At 34.4% G+C, this 18,926-nt stretch carries 15 protein-coding genes; 8 read left to right on the forward strand and 7 right to left on the reverse strand.

What is annotated here, in order from left to right; all coding sequences use genetic code 11:
* Positions 1–144 precede the first annotated feature (144 nt).
* Positions 145–615, forward strand: coding sequence for a hypothetical protein (locus tag FLAK523_RS04280; protein ID WP_248906874.1), 471 nt, complete (start codon positions 145–147; stop codon positions 613–615).
* A gap of 12 nt (positions 616–627) precedes the next feature.
* Here the strand turns inward: FLAK523_RS04280 and FLAK523_RS04285 are convergent, their stop codons facing one another.
* The 6 genes from FLAK523_RS04285 to FLAK523_RS04310 all read right to left on the reverse strand — a co-directional run bounded on the left by FLAK523_RS04285 (position 628) and on the right by FLAK523_RS04310 (position 6,382).
* Positions 628–1,419 carry a DUF6503 family protein gene (locus tag FLAK523_RS04285; protein ID WP_248906875.1) on the reverse strand — a complete coding sequence of 264 codons (792 nt, stop codon included), beginning with the start codon at positions 1,417–1,419 and terminating at the stop codon, positions 628–630.
* 190 nt (positions 1,420–1,609) lie between these two features.
* A complete protein-coding gene (locus tag FLAK523_RS04290) occupies positions 1,610–2,305 on the reverse strand; it encodes a DUF6624 domain-containing protein (protein WP_248906877.1) in 696 nt (231 codons plus the stop codon).
* 206 nt (positions 2,306–2,511) lie between these two features.
* Positions 2,512–2,898 (reverse strand): hypothetical protein, encoded by a 387-nt coding sequence (locus FLAK523_RS04295; RefSeq protein ID WP_248906879.1) that lies wholly within the window; start codon positions 2,896–2,898, stop codon positions 2,512–2,514.
* Positions 2,899–3,022: 124 nt separating this feature from the next.
* A complete protein-coding gene (locus FLAK523_RS04300) occupies positions 3,023–3,433 on the reverse strand; it encodes a BrxA/BrxB family bacilliredoxin (RefSeq protein ID WP_248906881.1) in 411 nt (136 codons plus the stop codon).
* Between the two features lie 76 nt (positions 3,434–3,509).
* Entirely contained in the window at positions 3,510–3,983 is a 474-nt protein-coding gene (locus FLAK523_RS04305) for a thioredoxin family protein (RefSeq protein ID WP_248906882.1), read from the reverse strand.
* A gap of 140 nt (positions 3,984–4,123) precedes the next feature.
* Positions 4,124–6,382, reverse strand: a complete 2,259-nt coding sequence (locus tag FLAK523_RS04310; protein WP_248906884.1) for a TonB-dependent receptor — start codon at positions 6,380–6,382, stop codon at positions 4,124–4,126.
* Positions 6,383–6,485: 103 nt separating this feature from the next.
* Between FLAK523_RS04310 and FLAK523_RS04315 the strand changes: the two genes are divergently transcribed.
* The 7 genes from FLAK523_RS04315 to FLAK523_RS04345 all read left to right on the forward strand — a co-directional run bounded on the left by FLAK523_RS04315 (position 6,486) and on the right by FLAK523_RS04345 (position 16,293).
* A complete protein-coding gene (locus FLAK523_RS04315) occupies positions 6,486–8,357 on the forward strand; it encodes an Nramp family divalent metal transporter (protein WP_248906887.1) in 1,872 nt (623 codons plus the stop codon).
* An 87-nt stretch (positions 8,358–8,444) separates the two neighbouring features.
* Complete coding sequence (locus FLAK523_RS04320; RefSeq protein WP_248906889.1) at positions 8,445–9,098, forward strand: metal-dependent transcriptional regulator; 654 nt, start codon at positions 8,445–8,447, stop codon at positions 9,096–9,098.
* 317 nt (positions 9,099–9,415) lie between these two features.
* Positions 9,416–9,832, forward strand: coding sequence for a hypothetical protein (locus FLAK523_RS04325; RefSeq protein WP_248906891.1), 417 nt, complete (start codon positions 9,416–9,418; stop codon positions 9,830–9,832).
* 270 nt (positions 9,833–10,102) lie between these two features.
* Positions 10,103–11,332 carry a DUF4856 domain-containing protein gene (locus tag FLAK523_RS04330; RefSeq protein ID WP_248906893.1) on the forward strand — a complete coding sequence of 410 codons (1,230 nt, stop codon included), beginning with the start codon at positions 10,103–10,105 and terminating at the stop codon, positions 11,330–11,332.
* A gap of 71 nt (positions 11,333–11,403) precedes the next feature.
* Entirely contained in the window at positions 11,404–12,513 is a 1,110-nt protein-coding gene (locus FLAK523_RS04335; RefSeq protein ID WP_248906895.1) for an imelysin family protein, read from the forward strand.
* A 2-nt stretch (positions 12,514–12,515) separates the two neighbouring features.
* Complete coding sequence (locus FLAK523_RS04340) at positions 12,516–13,883, forward strand: HTTM domain-containing protein (RefSeq protein WP_248906896.1); 1,368 nt, start codon at positions 12,516–12,518, stop codon at positions 13,881–13,883.
* Positions 13,822–16,293: a TonB-dependent receptor gene (locus FLAK523_RS04345; RefSeq protein WP_248906899.1), complete on the forward strand. Its 2,472-nt coding sequence runs from the start codon at positions 13,822–13,824 to the stop codon at positions 16,291–16,293. The genes FLAK523_RS04340 and FLAK523_RS04345 overlap by 62 nt, the downstream gene beginning before the upstream one ends.
* Positions 16,294–16,434: 141 nt before the next feature.
* Here FLAK523_RS04345 and FLAK523_RS04350 read toward each other — a convergent pair whose 3' ends face one another.
* Positions 16,435–18,891, reverse strand: coding sequence for a PAS domain S-box protein (locus tag FLAK523_RS04350; RefSeq protein ID WP_248906900.1), 2,457 nt, complete (start codon positions 18,889–18,891; stop codon positions 16,435–16,437).
* Positions 18,892–18,926 lie beyond the last annotated feature (35 nt).

Below are 18,926 nucleotides of genomic sequence, written 5' to 3' on the forward strand. Positions count from 1 at the left end.
ATAAAAGGATGCTGTTTCCATCCGGGTATAATTCTATCATATAAAACAGAACGGGTTGTTTAATTCAAATAAAAGGTGTTACTTAGTTTAATGTTATGAAAATCAAATTGATAGAATGTTTTTATTTATTTAATCGAAGAATCTATGAGAAGAATCTATTTTGTTATTTCGACCCTTTTGTTATCATCGGCTGCATTTTCTCAGGGAAATAGCGCTAATGGTGGTGACATAAAAAAGAATGCAGTTTCTTTTTCTATTTTAGGGACAACTCCAATAGTGGGTTTGACTTATGAAAGGATTTTATCAAACCACCTCAGTATAGAAGCGGGGATTGGACTTCCAAGTTTTGGTTTAGGAGTAAAGGTGTTTTTTAGTGAAATTAAAGAACAGAAAATGATGTTTAATACTGGATTAACTGCAACGTATGTTGATTTTGGTGACTCTTATTTGTTTTCGGGAAATACTGTAATCCTCTATTTACCCATAGGACTTAGCTATTACGGAGTTAAAGGATTTAATTTTGGAATCGATTTAGGCCCAGCATTAAATACAGGTTATGAAGACGCAGCAATTATCATTCCTTATGGAGGTATTAAACTTGGAAAACGGTTTTAATTGAAACTCCTCTTACTTGTTGTTATTGATTACGTTCTCAGTAAGTATTTGAGACACTTCTTTCAATTTTCCTTGTTCGTATAATTTTGGTAAATCCTTTAAAGGAGTTTCTAAAGCCGCTTCATAATTGATATAATCCTGAAAAGTTACCCCATCAATTACCCTTGTGTTAAAAGCGCTTCTAAAACGTACCCCGCCTTCATTTACGCGATAATTATAAGCTAAATAATCAATCTTATGGGTTTGTTTATTTATCCAATAATGGAATTCATCATCAAAATCTTTACCTCCGCCTTCTTGACTAAAAGTTACTCCCACAACATCATACTTCTTTCCTTTAATTGTAATTTCTTCAATAAATTTCTTGTTTACTGAAACATCTTGAAGTTTATAGGGAAGTGTTGCAAAATAAATCACGGAATTTAGTGCTTCCGAAAATTTACCAATATCTTCTTTGCTTAAAGTTTGTAATTTATTGTTTATATACCTTTCAAAGGTTGCGTTGCTGATTTTATCTTTAATAAGGGAATCATTCTTTTGTACCTCAGATGAGTATTCAAAATTTTGTCCGTTGTTTTGAAAACGATACTTTTTACCTCTAAAAACAAATGAATAATCAGCATTATTGTATAAGTCACCTCCGTGAGCCACGATTGCTTTATTGACTAAAGAATCCGCTTTCGAGAATTGTTTTTCAGCTGTAATGGTATCAGATTTAATAGTTTCCTCCTGGCTGTCTTTTTTCTTATTACAAGAAAATACTACAGCAGCCAAAACACAAAAAGAGAGTATCGATTTTTTCATTTTTTAAAAGTATTACATTTTGTAAGGAACAAAAAGAACAAATGAGTTTTTATAAAAATTTTAACTATGCCTGCTTTATTACGCTGACTTATTGGTTTCTTTAGGTGTCAACTAATTGGTAGTGGGGCATAATGTAATTTTGCTCTAACGGTGGTAGTATCCTCGCGCACTCGGGTTTGCACAGACAGTTTTACAAGTCGTTTAATTCATTTATTTTATATAGTTTAAACTCAACGTCCATATCTTTAACATATTCTTCTATGGTTTGTTTAAATCCTGCTTCTTTTCGCCAACTATTTATTGAATCAACGTTTTTTATTGGCCATAAAAAGTAAATCCATTCGCCTTTTTTGTTAGCTTGTCCTTTTATTTGGGTGCCATAAATTTGCTCTATTCCCTTGTACATTAAATTCCGGTCCTCCATCATAGCTAATGAAGTTTTAGCGAGATCTCCGTTTTTAGTTGCTTTTCTAATTAATGGAAGGTACTCATCGATTTTTTTAGAATGTTGGATTACATAAAATATGGCATTATTAGAAGTTTCACCGGCTATTGATTTACTGGGGTAGCCATATTTCTTGATAATACTTTCTACTGCCACTAAATTTGCACTATCAATTTCGCGTGTTAAGTTGTATTTTTTATTGCCTTCTAAATCTTTCTCAGAAATTTTCATTTCAGAAAGTAATTGCGCTTTTCTTTCTGCAGATATATTGCCATTTAATATTTCTCGAATTCCTTGGTCTTTTAGTAAAATGGTTTCCAGTTTTTCTCTAAGTTTAACATTAATTTTATTTTGCCCAAAGTTGGCTTTATCCTTTTTATTTGCCACACAAGAGATAAAAACGATCGATAACATCAAATAAATTATTCTTAAATATTTCATTTTTCAAATTGGTTACAACTAATTAACATTATCAAATATATACATCTTTTTTCGCTTTACTCCCCAAATGTTTTTAGCCCAGATGGGAACAGCACCCTTTTACTGGCTTCTTTAGCCAGGAAAAGATAGAGTGTACAGCTGGAAGTTGCTCCAAATAAAAAAACCACGTGTAAACGTAGTTTTAGAGTAATTGTAACATTTATTTTTTATTTGATAACGGTACAAACTCCGTTGACACATTTAATTTCTGTAGGTGGGGATACTAGCATACAGTCTGAAACTGCATTGTTTTGAATGTTGTGTAGTCGATCAATTTCATTGTAGGCTTTTACCATATCTTGCAATTTGGCCAAGTCAACGCTGTTTGAAAAAACTAAATAAGACCTAGGACCACCACAAGGTTTAGATCCAAAGGCAATGTAACTGCATCCTATACTATCCGAACAAGAAAAGGAGTTGATGTAATTCTGAATTTCTTGTTTTTTGGTTTCTAATTGTGCTGAAGTTATGGGGTCTGATGTGTAATTGTCGTCAGAACATTGAAAACTTTGCAGCACAAATGAAAGCGCTAAAATTTTAAAAAACCATTTCATAAAAATTTATTTTGGTTAAAGTAAAAACTAAATTTACGCTAAATATGTAAATAAACAATAGTTTATTAAAAAGCAAAAAGCACTAAATTAATAGTGCTTTTTGAAAATTTTGTGCCTAAAATAATTAACAATACTCGTTGAAAGCATCTTTCAAGTTTTCTGCAATCATTTCTGCTGGGCGACCTTCAATGTGGTGACGCTCTAACATATGTACTAATTCTCCGTTTTTGAACAATGCCATAGATGGTGAAGATGGAGGAAAAGGGAACATATGTTGTCTAGCTGCATCTACTGCTTCTTTGTCAACACCTGCAAAAACCGTGATTAAATGATCCGGTTTTTTTGCTCCGTCTAAGCTCATTTTTGCTCCCGGACGTGCGTTTCTTGCTGCACAACCACAAACCGAATTCACAACAACTAATGTTGTTCCTTCTGATTTTATTGCGTTTTCTACTGCTTCTGCACTATGTAAATCTTGAAAACCTGCTACTGTCAATTCAGCTTGCATTGGTTTTACCATTTCTTCTGGATACATATCTTTGTATTTTAAATATTAGTTTTTGAAAGTGCAAAGTTACGAAGTTCTAACGGATTAATGTGTTAGAATCTTGTTAATGCCTTTTTGTGATTTCTTTCAGCAGTACCAAAATTTTTCTTGAATCAATATACGAACTTTGCTGATACAGAATAGTTTGGTTTGTGTCCAAAATTGCAATGCTGGGGTAGGAGACAATTCCATCTATAGTTCCAAGCGCTTCCGCTAACTCGTGAACACCAGTATTTTGACCTTTTGGTTTGTATTCGAATGTGTGCTTGTTGAATGTAATTGGTTTTTTACTTTCGGCATCAAGGGAAACAAAATAGAAGTTTTCATTCAGCAGCCTGATGACTTCGGGGTTTTTGAAAGTGGAATTCTCCATTAGTTTGCAATACTTACACCACGAAGTATGTATAAACACAAATGTAGGTTTTGGATTTTCAATTGCTAGTTTCTCCGCTTCTTCAAATGAATAAGTTCTTAGTTGGGCAAAACCCGATGGGATCACCATAATCCAAAACAAGAGTATAACGACTGTTTTTTTCATAATATCATTTTTACTTTGTGTTTTTTGAAACATATAAGTGATGTAAGAACATATAAGTAGATTGTCTTTAAGTTTCCTGATCCTGCCTTAAATTAACTTATATGTCTTATATGGTTAATAAATCAGTTATGAAATTGTTTTTATTTTAAAGTATATCTTAAACCAAAAAAGCTTCTAATTCCTTGATTAGGCCCGTAAACATAACCCGGATCGAAGGTTAAGGCATAAGGATTATCAGCAGTGGTTTGTACATTTCCATTGGTGTCATAATCAACGTTTTTATCGAATGGATCATTTGTTCTTGCAATAATAAACGGGTTTCCTTTATTCGGTGTCCAGTTCAGCAAGTTTTTTACCCCTGCGTAAATTTCTATATTCTTGAATTTATTGAAAGTAAACTGGATGTTCTGGATACTCCAAGTAGGCGAATATTCCTTTCTTGGGTCTAAGTCTCCCAATAAAGGCAAACGCATAGGTCCGTAAACATTTCCGGTGTAATCCACATCCAAGAACATTTTATTTATTCGATACGAAATCGCCCAAGTCCCCGTGAATTTCTCCGTAAGCAATTGACGAGATCTGATGTTGTTTTCTGTTTTGGACACATCCATAAATGTCGCGCCAAGAATCAATTTCAGGCCATTATTGAAAACCATATCCAGGTTGGTGCTTATCCCTTTTGTAACGGCAAATCCATCTAAGTTTTTGTATATAACTTGATTGGGGTTGCTGTCATAATCTGGAATAATGGAATTACTGAAATGCGTGTACCAAGCCGTTGTTTCCCAACCGATGAAGTTTCCGTTTCCGGTGTACATTTTCTTCAGGTAGTTGATGTTGGCATTATAGGAACGCTCCGGTTTTAACTCTTCAAGTACAATCACATCACGTGATCCTGTTAGGGCTGCGTGTTCTTCGGTAAAAAGATTGACGATTCTAAACCCTGTTCCGGTATTGAATCTCAAAATATTGTTGTCATCTATTTTCCATTTATAGGCTAATCGGGGCGTAAAAATCGAACCGTGATTGTTGTTGTAATCGTAACGAGCTCCAAGAAGTATTTTATGGTTTTCATTTATGGCAATTTCATCTTGGACAAACAAACTCGGTATCCAATTGATGTCTTCCTTGACAGTTGCTGGAGTATTATCATCATAATATTGGTAACGTAGAGCTGTTCCAAAAAGCAAATCGTGATTATTTAATTTTTTATCCCAAGTCAACTGTCCAAAACCGATGCGTTGTTTAGCCAAGTAAGGAATGTTCCCATAAACCGAATTCTGGTCGTGATCCGTATAAGAAAAGGAAAACAACATTTTTTCGGCAATTGGCAATTCATAGGCACCAAGCAATTCCCAGCGTTTGGTATAGATGCTTTCGCCATAAACCTCGCTGCCTCCACGGTGTTTTTTCTCCCATTGCAATTCGCCACCCCAACGGTCTTCATAAAAATAACGCCCCGCCATAGAGAACAATTTGTTGTTTTTGCGATTGAAATTCCACTTTTGAAAAACCGAGATTCTGTCTTGTAGCGTTAAATCTGTAAAATTGTCGTTGTTGTTGTCAACTGGGTTACTATAGTTGAAGTAATTTATTCCAGTTAACAAAGATGCGGTTTTACCAATATTAGCTTTAAAACCCAAATCCACATTCAGTTCGCCCCAATCAGTGATAAAAGAATCTGCCGAAAAAGCAGCTGCGTTTTTAGGGTTTTTCGTGATGATGTTGATTAATCCACCCACGGCTTCACTTCCATATAAAGAAGAAGCGGGGCCTTTCACTATTTCGATACGTTCCAATAATGAATTGGGAATTCCAGACAAGCCATAAACCGTCGAAAGTCCGCTAACAATAGGCATTCCGTCAATTAACACTAAGGTATAAGGGCCTTCAAGACCATTAATATGAATGTCACCGGTGTTGCAAACGTTACAATTCAATTGAGGACGTACACCATTTACATTTTGTAGGGCTTCAAAAATATTTGCTGTTGGGTTTTTTTGAAAAAACACCGGTTTGTACACTTCCACAGGAACGGGACTTTCTATTCGGGATACCGGTTTTAATGTTCCGGTTATTACCACTTCGTCCAGGGAATTGTTTTCTTTTAGGTTAAAATCTAATGTTATGGTAACGGTGTCAGTAACAGTAATATTTTTTCTTTGGGATTTGAAGCCGGTATAAGAAGCTACAACTTCATAGTTTCCAACACTCACTTTTTTTAAGCTATAAAGACCATCTCCATTGCTAATAGTTGCGTTTTTAGTGTTTTTCAGCACAATATTGGCTAAGGGTAGAGGCATCCCATCAGAAGTTACTTTCCCTTTTATGGTAACTTGGGCAAATGATGCAGTATTAATTAGAATACAAAAGAACAAAAACGGTATTAGATTTTTCACAACTATGTTTTAGATTGGTATAAACTTTAAATTTAGGCAAATCTAAAAATAATATTTCATAAAACAAAAAAACATATCTATATTTGCCTCAAATAGTTATAAAATGGGTAAATCGTTAGAGGAAGTTCACGGATCAGTCACTACACAAAATAAAAAATCGGTATTCAAGAAAATACTTGCTTTTTTTGGTCCTGCATATCTTATAAGTGTAGGATATATGGATCCGGGGAATTGGGCAACTGACATTGCTGGAGGTAGCCAGTTTGGGTATTCTTTACTTTGGGTTTTATTGATGAGTAACATTATGGCTTTGTTGTTACAAAGTTTGAGTGCGAGATTAGGAATTGTTACCCAACGTGATTTGGCCCAAGCCTCTCGAGAAACGTATTCTCCTTTTATTAATTACATTCTCTATTTTCTTGCTGAGGTTGCGATTGCCGCCTGTGACCTTGCCGAGGTTTTAGGAATGGCCATTGGTATCAATCTATTGTTTGATATTCCGCTTATTGAAGGAGTAATGATTACCGTTTTGGATACTTTTTTATTGTTGTTTCTTATCAATAAAGGAATCCGAAAAATGGAAGCTTTTATCATTGCTTTGGTAATGGTTATTGGTGTTTCTTTTATATTCGAAATGATTTTTGCACAACCTGAAATGGGGAAAGTAATCTATGGTCTTATTCCTTCGATGCCTAATGAGGCTGCATTGTATATTGCAATTGGAATCATTGGAGCAACCGTTATGCCACACAATTTATACTTGCACTCTTCATTGGTACAAACCAGAAATATTGATAGAAGCCCTGCCGGAATAAAACAGGCTTTAAAATACAATTTCATCGATTCTACCATTGCATTAAACTTAGCCTTTTTTGTAAATGCCGCCATTTTAATATTGGCCGCAGCTACGTTTTATAAAGTCGGAATGTATAATGTTGCCGAAATTCAAGATGCACATAAGTTTTTAGAGCCGCTTTTAGGAACGAAGTGGGCACCTGTTTTATTTGCAGTTGCTTTAATTGCAGCGGGTCAAAGTTCCACTATAACAGGAACATTAGCCGGACAAATAATTATGGAAGGATATCTTAATTTAAGAATCCAACCTTGGGTACGTAGAATAATCACACGACTAATAGCAATTGTTCCTGCCGTTATTGTGATTACTATTTTTGGGGAAGGGGTAACAGGAAAATTACTGATACTAAGCCAGGTGATTCTGAGTTTACAACTTGGGTTTGCGATTATTCCGCTGATTCATTTTGTGAGTGATAAATCAAAAATGAAAGGATTTCATATTGGTAAATGGACTAAAATCGCTTCTTGGATTGTTGCTTTAGTTATTGTAACGCTGAATGCAAAATTAGTTTTAGACGAAATTTCAGGGTGGTTAGAAACTTCAGATAATCCAATAGTATTATGGTTAACAGTAGTTCCTCTGGCGATTAGTTTCTTGATTTTGTTGCTGTATATCGTATTTAAACCATTTGTTTCAAAATCTAAAATAGACATTCAAAACCATTCTCCACACAGTTTAAAACTTCAGTTTACTAAAGGGGTAATATGTTCTAAAAAGAATATTGCCGTAGCATTAGATTTTTCAAGTGCTGATGAGGTTGCCTTAAACAATGCTTTTGAGTTAGGAGGAATTGAAGCTGTATATACTTTAATCCACGTGGAGGAATCAGTAGGAGCAATGCTTTATGGCGAAAATGTTGAGGACCACGAAACCTTGATTGATGAAAAATTATTGAAAGAATATAAAGAGATGCTTTCCGAAAAAGGATTTAAAGTAGAAACCAAATTAGGGTTTGGTAATCCAAATAAGGTGATACCGGAGATTGTCAATGCAGGGAATTTCGATATTTTAGTAATGGGAACGCACGGTCATACTGGGTTTGGAGATTTGATTTTTGGAACTACAGTCGATAAATTACGCCATAAAATTTCAATACCTTTGTTGGTTGTAAAACAATAATATTATTTAGGAGCTTTTTCCCGCCATCCGCTATATCCACGCCAAAAAGCGTGGGATGCCGCTGCTGTCGGGGCTAAAAATATAAAAATGACACACTCAGAAGAAAATTATCTCAAAGCCATATACCATCTTGCATTAGTTTCAAATGCTGATGTAAGTACAAATTCCATTGCGGAATTGATGGATACCAAAGCGTCATCAGTAACAGATATGCTTAAAAAATTGGCTGAAAAAGATTTGGTTAACTATAAAAAATACCAAGGCGTATCTCTAACGGATAAAGGAGGCTTAGCAGCCAAAATGATTGTTAGGAAACACCGTCTTTGGGAAGTTTTTTTAGTTGAAAAACTAGATTTCTCCTGGGATGAGGTGCACGATATCGCGGAACAATTAGAACACATAAAATCAGAAAAACTGATAAATAAGTTGGATGACTTTCTTGGGAATCCTACCGAAGATCCTCACGGAGACCCGATCCCAAATGCTGACGGACAGATATTAAAAATCGAAAAACAACTGCTTTCTGAATTAACAGAAAATCAAAAAGGGATATGTGTTGGCGTTAAAGACACTTCCTCTGAATTCTTGAAATACTTGGATAAGCAGGAAATTGCGCTTGGTTCCATAATTGAAATCATTGGTAAGGAAAGTTTTGACCTTTCTTATAAAATCAAGGTTGACGGTAAGAGTTTGACTATTTCGAATAAAATTGCGAGCAATCTATTTGTAAAGCTAACTTAAGTATCTTTATCATTGTTGTGTGATATACATAAAAAGTTTTTTAACTCAATAGATACAGTCCCTACGGGACATTTTACAGGGACTTATATTAGATTGCTACCGATTTTTAGCTCCTAAAGGAGCAACCTTTTTTTGGTTTAGATATTGGTTTGCAACTTCAATTTTTATTTTGCTAACAATATTTAGCTTCTTTAGGATTTACCCCGGTAGGGGTTTGATAACGGTAGCTATGTTTTACAAGATGCAATATTGTCCCGTAGGGACTTAACCGTATTTATAATGATCAATAAAGATTACTTAACTAACCCCATTTAAAAATGAAAAATATATTCGTTCTGTTTCTATTGACATTTAGCCTTCTGACTTTTGCTCAAAATGATGATAATTCAGCTCTTAAATATCAAAAGATCACTCAAAAACTATGTCTCAGCAAAAAGGGATATCAATTAGTGCTTAAAGAAGTTGTAAATGATTCCCGTTGTCCTGAAAAGGTTACTTGTATTTGGGCAGGAGAGGTTTCAATTGTTGTTTCTGTTTATATGGATGGAAAATTAATTGAAGACAATACAATTACAATTCCAGGCAATAACAATCAGAATTATACAACTTGGGTTTCTAATTACTTGCCTGCTGCTAAAAAAAATGTTAAAAACATAACTGTTTTTCCTTATCCAAAAGAGGGAAGTACAATCAATCCAAAGGATTATTACTTGAAAATTGGTTATTTGAAATAATTTAAAATCGCTTTTATCGTCCTCTTTTCTGCTGATAAAAAAAATAAATACCATAAAAACCGCATTAGTGAACATTTGTTTATTAATGTGGTTTTTGTGTTTACTGAGTTCAATGTGTTGAAAATAAAGTGGTTGTAAGTAAGTCGATGAAATCACTTTCAATGAATTTGATTATTATTTATAAATAATCTAAATAAACGTTTGTTATTCTAGAATTGGTTTTTATATTTGCACTCGAATACTATTTTAATTCAATCTAAATAAACAACAATGCAATATAGAAATATTTTTTTAGCTTCAATGGCGGTCCTAGCCTTAACTGCCACATCTTGTTCCACTGACGATGCTCCAGCTGAATTAGCTGTTCCAACAGCATATTCATTTAATCGTAATGCAACAACCTCTGTTGATTTTTCAGGTCAAAAAAGTCGTTTGTTAATGTTAGACGCAATGGGAGAATATATAAAAGTCAACGCAACAATTGGAGTAAATGACACAAAATTGGTTGCGATGTACTCAAATACTGGAAGCCCTTTTTCTGCTTCAGATTTAAATGCTTCTGGAAAACAATTGTTTGACAAAACAGCTTCTTCAACTGATTATTTTAGTTTGAATCTAGGAGGGGGATCTTCAGTAGAACAACAAGCGGTTAGAAATCTTTTCAGTGCTACATTTGTAGATGCTAAAAACGCAAGTCAAGGAGCAACTGCTGCTGCTGGAGTAGCGGGTCTTTATTTAGACGTTAGCACTTCCGGAACAAGCAAAAGGCTTTTTGCTGCAAACGGTCTTGAGCCACAACAAGTATTGTTGAAAGGTATGATGGGTGCTTGTTTTATGGACCAAATCGTAAACAATTACTTAAGTGTAAATAAGTTGGATGCTGTAACTACTAAAGCAGATAATACAAACAAGGTACTTGTGTCTGGAAAGAACTATACCGAAATGGAGCACAACTGGGACGAAGCTTACGGGTACATTTATGGTGCAGATGATTTGACCACTACACCATCTACACCAGTATATAAGTTTTGGAGCAGTTATATAAATCAAGTAAATGCTGATGTTGATTTCAACACGGTTTCTGCCGATATTAATCTTGCTTTCCGTAAAGGTAGAGCCGCAATTACTGCCAATGATTATGCTACTCGTGATGCACAAATTAATATCATTAAAACTAAAATCGCGTTAATTCCTGCCGTTAGAGCGGTGTTTTATCTTCAAGAAGGTAAAGGGAAATTAACTGTTGATGGCGGGGCAAAAGCTTTTCACGCTTTATCTGAAGCTTATGGTTTTATAATGTCATTGCGTTATACAAACAAACCAGGTACAAACAACCCTTACTTTTCTAAATCAGAAGTCGATACGATGTTAGCGTCTCTTACTAGCGGAACAAACGGATTGTGGGATATAAATACTTTACCGGCTAAATGTGATGCAATTTCGATTCAAATTGCCACTAAATTTGGTTTCACTGTTACTCAAGCGGCAACAGTTAATTAATACAATTTAGAAAAGTAAGAGAACCACGATTCTCTTGCTTTTTTTGTTAACTTTGCAAAAAATTTGAAGAGATGAAAAAAGTGATTTTATTTTTAGGTATTGCGGCTATGTTGTTTGCCTGTTCAGGCGAAAGTTCAAGCTCCAATACGGACACTTTCGACAGAAAAGGAATGCTAGAAAATTGGGCTGATAATATCATCATTCCAAGTTTTCAAAACTACCAGTCTAAAACAAGTGCTTTAGCAACAGCTTCAGCTACTTTTACGACTACACCTACTGAAGCTAATTTGACAGCACTTAGAGCTTCTTGGTTGGAAGCTTATAAAGCGTATCAAAAAGTGGCTGCTTTTGAAGTAGGAAAAGCACACGACTTGATGTTCCGTTACTATAATAATTCATTTCCAGTTAGCGTGTCTGACATTAACGCTAACATCGCTGCAGGTGATAATCAATTGGATTTATTGACAAAATTTGATGAGCAAGGTTTTCCTGCCTTGGATTATTTATTATTTGGTGTGGGAAATGATACCGCTTCAATTCTTGCAAAATATACTACTGATACGAATGCAGCTAAATATAAAAGTTATCTTATGGCGGTAAGTACTCGTATAAAATCATTTTCTGATTTAATCGTTGCGGACTGGACAACTGGTGGTTACCGTACAGCGTATGTATTAAACAATGGAACAGGAGTAAGTAGTTCAACTAACAAAACAATCAATCTTTTTGTACAGTATTATGAATATTACCTTCGTTCTGTAAAAATAGGATTCCCAGCCGGAAAATTTTCAGCAACTACAAGACCTTCAGATGTAGAAGCATATTATAAAAATGACATTTCAAAAGAACTATTGGAAATTGGACTTCAATCTTCTAAAGACTTTTTTAACGGAAAACATTTTAACTCCACAACTACGGGATTAAGTTTAAAAGCCTATTTGGATTATTTAAACGTAGTACGTTCAGGTGAAAGTTTAAGCACTACGATTCTAAGTAAGTATGCTGAAGCATCTACTTCTATTGGTGTTTTGAACGCTAGTTTCTCTCAACAAATTCAAACTGACAACACTAAAATGCTTGCTGCTTTTGATGCTTTGCAAAAAAACGTTGTCTGCTTTAAAATTGATATGATTCCTGCATTGAATGTTGTAATTGACTACCAAGATAACGATGGTGATTAATTATGAATTTCAATCTAAATAACTATATAAACAAATACACAGAAGCCGCAACGCTAGCCTTTTTTAGGCTGGCGTTTGGTTTAATGATGGTTTTGAGTATCATCCGTTTTATAAGTTATGGATGGGTTGAAAAACTTTATATTGACCCAAAATTCCATTTTACTTTTTATGGTTTCGAATGGGTGAAACCCCTAGGGAATTATACTTATTTGTTGTTCTTCATCTGCGGATTATCCGCATTTTTTGTTGCTTTAGGGTACAAATATCGAATGGCGATTATCGTTTTCTTCTTTAGTTTTACGTACATTGAATTGTTAGACAAAACGACCTATCTCAATCATTACTATTTTATTTCCATAATTAGCTTTTTGTTGATTTTTTTACCCGCTAATGCTAGCTTCTCCATAGATGCTTTTAAAAACAAAAACCTGGTTTTTCAAAAAATCCCTAGTTGGAATCTAGATATTTTAAAGCTAATGCTGGGAATAGTCTATTTCTATGCGGGATTGGCAAAACTAAATTCTGACTGGCTGATAGACGCTATGCCGCTTTCTATATGGTTACCCGGAAATGCAAATCTACCATTGATAGGTTCGATCTTGGAAAAAACTTGGGCTCATTATAGCTTCAGTTGGATTGGCGCACTTTATGATTTAGCCATTCCATTTTTATTATTGTATAGAAGAACCCGAGTTTTCGCTTTTGTTCTAGTCGTGATTTTCCATATTCTTACCAGGATTTTGTTTCCTATTGGGATGTTTCCCTATATTATGATCGTCAGTTCACTGATTTTCTTTGATAGTTCGCTACACCTTCTCTTTTTTAAGAAAATAGCATCTGTATTAAAATTCAGCGCGGAGTATTTTGAAAACGGGAAAACAAAAATTCAAAATTATAATGGATTGTATAAAACCAAAGTGGCGTTTCTGATGGCATTTATGGCGTTTCAATTGGCATTCCCTTTTCGTTATCTATTGTATCCCCAAGAGTTGTTCTGGACTGAAGAGGGTTATCGATTTTCGTGGCGAGTAATGCTTATGGAGAAAGCCGGTTATGCTAATTTTATCATTACAGATTCAAAAACTAAAAATTCTTTCCAGGTTAATAATAGCCAGTTTTTAACCACTTTTCAGGAAAAACAAATGGCATTTCAGCCTGATTTTATATTGGAATATGCCCATTATTTACACGATTATTATTCAAAACAAGGCGTGACTAATCCCGAAGTTCGAGTAGAAAGCTATGTCGCACTCAATGGTCGACTTAGCCAGCCTTATATCAATTCAAAAATAAATTTAATACAAGAATATGAATCATTCAAACACAAAACTTGGATTCTTCCTTTTAATGATGAAATTAAAGGCTTTTAGTTGTATTCTGTTTTTAATGGTTTCCGCAGCTGGATTTTCTCAAAATAAAGTTTCTGGAATTGTTAAAAACACTGAGAATAAAAAACTAGCTGGAGTAGAGGTTTTTATCGATGCATCAAATCAAAAAACAATTACGAATAAGGAGGGTTTCTTTGAGTTTAAAAATGTCAACACAGGAAGTCATAAGTTTGTTTTTTTTGCTGAAAACTACTTTTATTCTGAACAGACAATCACTGTTAAAGAGGGTGCGAATGATGTTGCTATCGTTTTGTCTCCTATGAATGTGGAACTTTCTGAAGTTGTCATTAAAAAGCAAAAAGAGAAAATATTTGCTTTGAGAAGATTGAAAGATATAGAGGAAACTGCTATTTATGCCGGAAAAAAAACAGAAGTAATCTCTATTGAAAAATTAACCGTAAACAAAGCTACTAATAATGCTCGTCAAGTCTATTCTCAGGTAGTGGGATTGACTATTAATGAAAGTAACGATGGTGGTTTGCAGTTGAGTATTGGTGGACGTGGTTTAGATCCAAACCGTACTGCCAATTTTAATACACGCCAGAATGGTTATGATATCAGTGCCGATGTACTGGGTTATCCAGAGAGTTATTATGCAACTCCAACCGAGGCTTTAGAAGAGATTCAAATCGTTCGTGGTGCTGCATCTTTGCAGTATGGAACACAATTTGGCGGAATGGTTAACTTTAAATTAAAGAGTCCAAGCAAAAAAGAAATTGAGTTTACTAATAGGTTAACGGCAGGTTCTTATGGTTTGTTTACCAGTTTCACCAGTTTAAGTGGAACGGTGGATAAATTCAGTTATTACACTTTTTACAACTATAAACAAGGAGATGGTTTTAGACCCAATTCAGAGTTTGATTCGAAAAACTATTTTGCTAATTTAAACTATCAATTCACTGATAAAACATCAGTACATTTTGACTATACCCATTTCAATTATTTAGCGCATCAAGCCGGCGGATTAACGGATGTTATGTTTTTGGATAACCCAAAACAAAGCAATCGTACTCGAAACTGGTTTGGCGTGAACTGGAATTTATATGCATTAAAATTGAAACACAAATTCGACCACGATGCTGATTTTTCATTGCAATTATTTGGATTGGACGCCAGCAGAAAAGCGGTTGGTTTCAGAGAAAACCGTGTGAATACGCAAGATGTTCCTGGTGCTGAAAGAGATTTGATTGTTGGGGATTTTGTCAATTGGGGAGCAGAAGCCCGTTATTTAAAACGCTATTCGATTAAAGAAAATAGTAGCGCATTTTTAATTGGAACCAAATACTATCAATCCAAAAATTCCGGAATTCAAGGTCCTGGAAGTTCGGGATCGGACGCTAATTTTAATTTGGCTACCGATGAATTTCCAAATTATAAAAGCCAGTCGGATTTTAGTTTCCCGAATTTGAATGTGGCCATTTTTGGTGAAAACATATTCAAGCTAACGCACAATTTCTCTCTTACACCGGGTTTTCGTTATGAGAATATTAGAACGCAAGCCAATGGATATTATAGAAACATAGTTTCAAATCAAACGGGAGTGATTTTAGACGAAACAAAATTCGAAAACAAAACGGTTAATCGGGACTTCTTTTTATTCGGACTAGGGATGAGCTACAAGCCATTTAAAAACACCGAAATTTACGGTAACATTTCTCAAAATTACCGTTCAGTTACTTTCAATGACATACGTACAGTAAGTCCGAGTAATATCATCGATGAAAATATTAAAGATGAGAAAGGATATACTTCTGATATTGGAATTAGAGGAAATATTGAAGATAAATTAACTTTTGATGCCAGTATTTACGGTTTGTATTATGATGATAAAATAGGGGAGTATCCAAAAGCGATTCCTGCAATTGTGCGCTATCGTTCAAATATTGGTACAGCAGTAACCTATGGTTTTGAGGCATTGGTGGATTGGAATATTCAAAGGACATTTTTCCAGGAAAAGGAAGATTTTATATGGAAGTTATTTTCGAATATAGCATTCACGGATTCTCAATATTTAAAATCAGATGTTAATAATATCAAGGGAAATAAGGTGGAATTTGTTCCGCTTTATAATATTAAAACAGGAACAGGATTAGGATATAAAAACTTTATGACGAGTTTGCAGTTTACCTATTTGTCAAGTCAATTTACAGATGCTTCAAATAATACAACAAATGTTAACGACGGGGTTTATGGAATATTTGGCCAAATCCCATCTTATTACGTTGTCGATTTATCGATGTCTTACAAGTGGAAAAAATGGAAACTAGAAGCAGGGATCAATAACTTAACAGATAAAAGTTACTTCACCAGAAGAGCAACCGGTTATCCCGGTCCAGGGATTATCCCGTCTGATCCAAGATATTTTTACACCACTTTAGAATTTGTGTTTTAGTAAAAGATACTTCATTAAAAAAGGACTGCATTGCAGTCCCTTTTTTAATGGTTTTAAGTCAATGTTCCCGAATTAAAGCCTAGACGAAGTGTTGGCAGACAAACTGTGTTTAAAAGACGAATTTAAGATGTTGAACATTAATTAGGATCCTTTTTTAAAACCAATCAAATTTCTATATTTCTTTTCGCTTTCTTCCAGGGCGACTTCCAGATTTTTGAAATAAGTGATATCTTTTATGTTTGAAACTGCAGCGATCACATAATTGTTTTCATCTACAATTGGTCGGCCACTAATAACAACCCGTTTCTTCACTTTGGTTTCATTGTCTTCAATTATTATTTCGACATCCTCAGTTGTTTCTCCTTTTAACGCTTTCTCTAACGGGAGGTTTTGTGCGGGAAAAACGGTGCGTTCATCAGGATAATAGAGATCGTATTTTGTTGACCAATCTATGGTTGCTGCAACTTCAGAATCTTGCTTAATACCAATGATTTCTTCTGCCATTCGATTCGAAAGAACTATCCTTTTTTGGCTGTCAGTAACTATAATCCCTTCTCCAATATTCTCAAGAATTAGTTTTAATTTCAATTCGTTAAGACGCACCAGTTTATCAGCTTCTCTCTTCTCATTTTCCATTTTTTTAGTTAATGAAATATCTTTTATAAAATAAATAAAGATATACTTGCCCAAAATAGTGGCCTCAGAGACGGTTAGTTCAATTTCAAACTCAACATTTTTTTTGTTTAGTCCAGTGATTTCAATAGTTTTATTAATCATAGGACCTTCACCTGTTGACAGGAAATGTTTGATTCCTTCAATTTGGTTTTCTCGATGTTGAATCGGGATAATTAATTCATGCATGGATTTTCCCAAAGCTTCTGCTACTGACCAACCGAATATTTTTTCGGCTTTAGGATTCCATCTAATAATACTTCTCTCTTCATTTATTACAATCAAGGCATCTGGAGCTTCTTCAAATATGGTTTGCAATTGACCTTCGCTTTCTTTTAATTTCTGTTCGGCTGCTTTACGTTCGGTAATATCCCTCATAATCGACTTATGTCCCGTAATTCTATTGCCTTCTCTTAATTGAATTACCGTTTGTTCAATCCATTTTTGCTCTCGGGATTTGGTTATTATCGGGAATGAAAACAGCGTTTCGTCTATTTTATTTTTAAACTGGCTTAAATAAAATTCTTCGACCCTCTCCTTCCATTCTGGAGCAACGAGTTCTGATATTTGTTTTCCAATAAGTTCCTTTTGGGTGAAACCCGTAAGTTTTTTACAAGCAGGATTGATATATGTAAATACGCCTTTATAATCTGAAGTATGAACTACATCTCCCACATTTTCTACTATTTCACGATATTTTTCCTCACTTGTACGGAGCGTTTCAATAGCTTGAGCTAATTGAGCTGTACGTTCTGTTACTTTTTGTTCTAATTCTTCATTAAGGGTTTTAATCTCGGTTTCTGAAGTTTTTCGTTCCGTAATATCATGGATTACTAATACTCCTCCAGTGATTTTTCCAGTTAAATCTTTTAAAGGTCGCGCTGTTGCTACCACAAAAAGGCCTTCTGTTTTTCTATAATTTTGAATGAATATTTCCATATTATCCACTTCTTCCCCGTTTAAAGCTTTTACAAGTGGAAGCTCATTTGTGTTTATAACTGTTTTAGTTTCTGGCCAAAAGAAGCCGTATGTTTCTGCCCATTTGTCTATTGCAATTTCCAGCGGTCCCAATCCAATTATTTTTTCACTTGCGGCATTCCATAGAATGAATTTTCTGTTTTCATCTACAACAATTAATCCATCACCCATATTCTGAATAACTGATTGTAAAAGAATGTTTTGTTCACTCAATTGAACTTTTGATTGCGCTACTTCATTATCTCTTTTTTCAATGTTCTCTAACATATCATTTAGCCCTGCGGAAAGAATGCTGATTTCGTCTTTACCTTCAACAACCATTCTAATTTTATAATCAGCCGTGTCTTTTATTGTTTGAATTACCGTTACCAAGTTCATCAATGGTTTCGAAATATACTTTTTGATGAACAGTGCAATAAGAAACGCTAATGCAATTCCTACTATCAATAAAACAATTCCCAGACTCAAAACGTCCATTTTTATTTTATTCAGTTCTGATAATTCAAAACGAATTCTAACTTGTCCTATAATTTCATCGTCTTTTGTAATGTTACTGTAAACAAACAAATTTTCCTTTGTAAATAGAAAACTTTCATCTTCTTCTATTTGATTAGAAAACTTAAATTTTTTGTTGGAACCTGGTTTAGTATAGCTTGCAAACACGTTTCCTTTTTTGTCTAAAATGGTAGCGTTTAAAAGATCATTTTGTACTGTTAGTTCCGATAGAATTTTTTCGGCGGCGCTATTATCAAGAAACTCCAATGCTGAAACAGAATTGAAACCTACTACCTGTGCGATAGCAATGGAGCTTATTGCTTTTCGGTCTTTAAATCCTTTTATGTCTATTAGCACAAAAGCGGTAATGCAAATCCCAAGTACTAAAGCAGATGTAAATACCTGCATAAGGACCAGTTTATTCTTTATTGATATGTTTCTTATATTTATCATTTGCAGGTTTTTTTTAAGCTTTTAGGAATTTGATA

Source organism: Flavobacterium sp. K5-23 (assembly GCF_023278045.1).
GTDB lineage: Bacteria > Bacteroidota > Bacteroidia > Flavobacteriales > Flavobacteriaceae > Flavobacterium.

Coding starts and splice junctions, on each gene's coding strand:
- FLAK523_RS04280 (WP_248906874.1), top strand. CDS start 145: ATGAGAAGAATCTATTTTGTTATTTCGACCCTTTTGTTATCATCGGCT.
- FLAK523_RS04345 (WP_248906899.1), top strand. CDS start 13,822: ATGAATCATTCAAACACAAAACTTGGATTCTTCCTTTTAATGATGAAA.
- FLAK523_RS04335 (WP_248906895.1), top strand. CDS start 11,404: ATGAAAAAAGTGATTTTATTTTTAGGTATTGCGGCTATGTTGTTTGCC.
- FLAK523_RS04300 (WP_248906881.1), bottom strand. CDS start 3,433: ATGTATCCAGAAGAAATGGTAAAACCAATGCAAGCTGAATTGACAGTA.
- FLAK523_RS04330 (WP_248906893.1), top strand. CDS start 10,103: ATGCAATATAGAAATATTTTTTTAGCTTCAATGGCGGTCCTAGCCTTA.
- FLAK523_RS04315 (WP_248906887.1), top strand. CDS start 6,486: ATGGGTAAATCGTTAGAGGAAGTTCACGGATCAGTCACTACACAAAAT.
- FLAK523_RS04290 (WP_248906877.1), bottom strand. CDS start 2,305: ATGAAATATTTAAGAATAATTTATTTGATGTTATCGATCGTTTTTATC.
- FLAK523_RS04325 (WP_248906891.1), top strand. CDS start 9,416: ATGAAAAATATATTCGTTCTGTTTCTATTGACATTTAGCCTTCTGACT.
- FLAK523_RS04350 (WP_248906900.1), bottom strand. CDS start 18,891: ATGATAAATATAAGAAACATATCAATAAAGAATAAACTGGTCCTTATG.
- FLAK523_RS04305 (WP_248906882.1), bottom strand. CDS start 3,983: ATGAAAAAAACAGTCGTTATACTCTTGTTTTGGATTATGGTGATCCCA.
- FLAK523_RS04320 (WP_248906889.1), top strand. CDS start 8,445: ATGACACACTCAGAAGAAAATTATCTCAAAGCCATATACCATCTTGCA.
- FLAK523_RS04285 (WP_248906875.1), bottom strand. CDS start 1,419: ATGAAAAAATCGATACTCTCTTTTTGTGTTTTGGCTGCTGTAGTATTT.
- FLAK523_RS04295 (WP_248906879.1), bottom strand. CDS start 2,898: ATGAAATGGTTTTTTAAAATTTTAGCGCTTTCATTTGTGCTGCAAAGT.
- FLAK523_RS04340 (WP_248906896.1), top strand. CDS start 12,516: ATGAATTTCAATCTAAATAACTATATAAACAAATACACAGAAGCCGCA.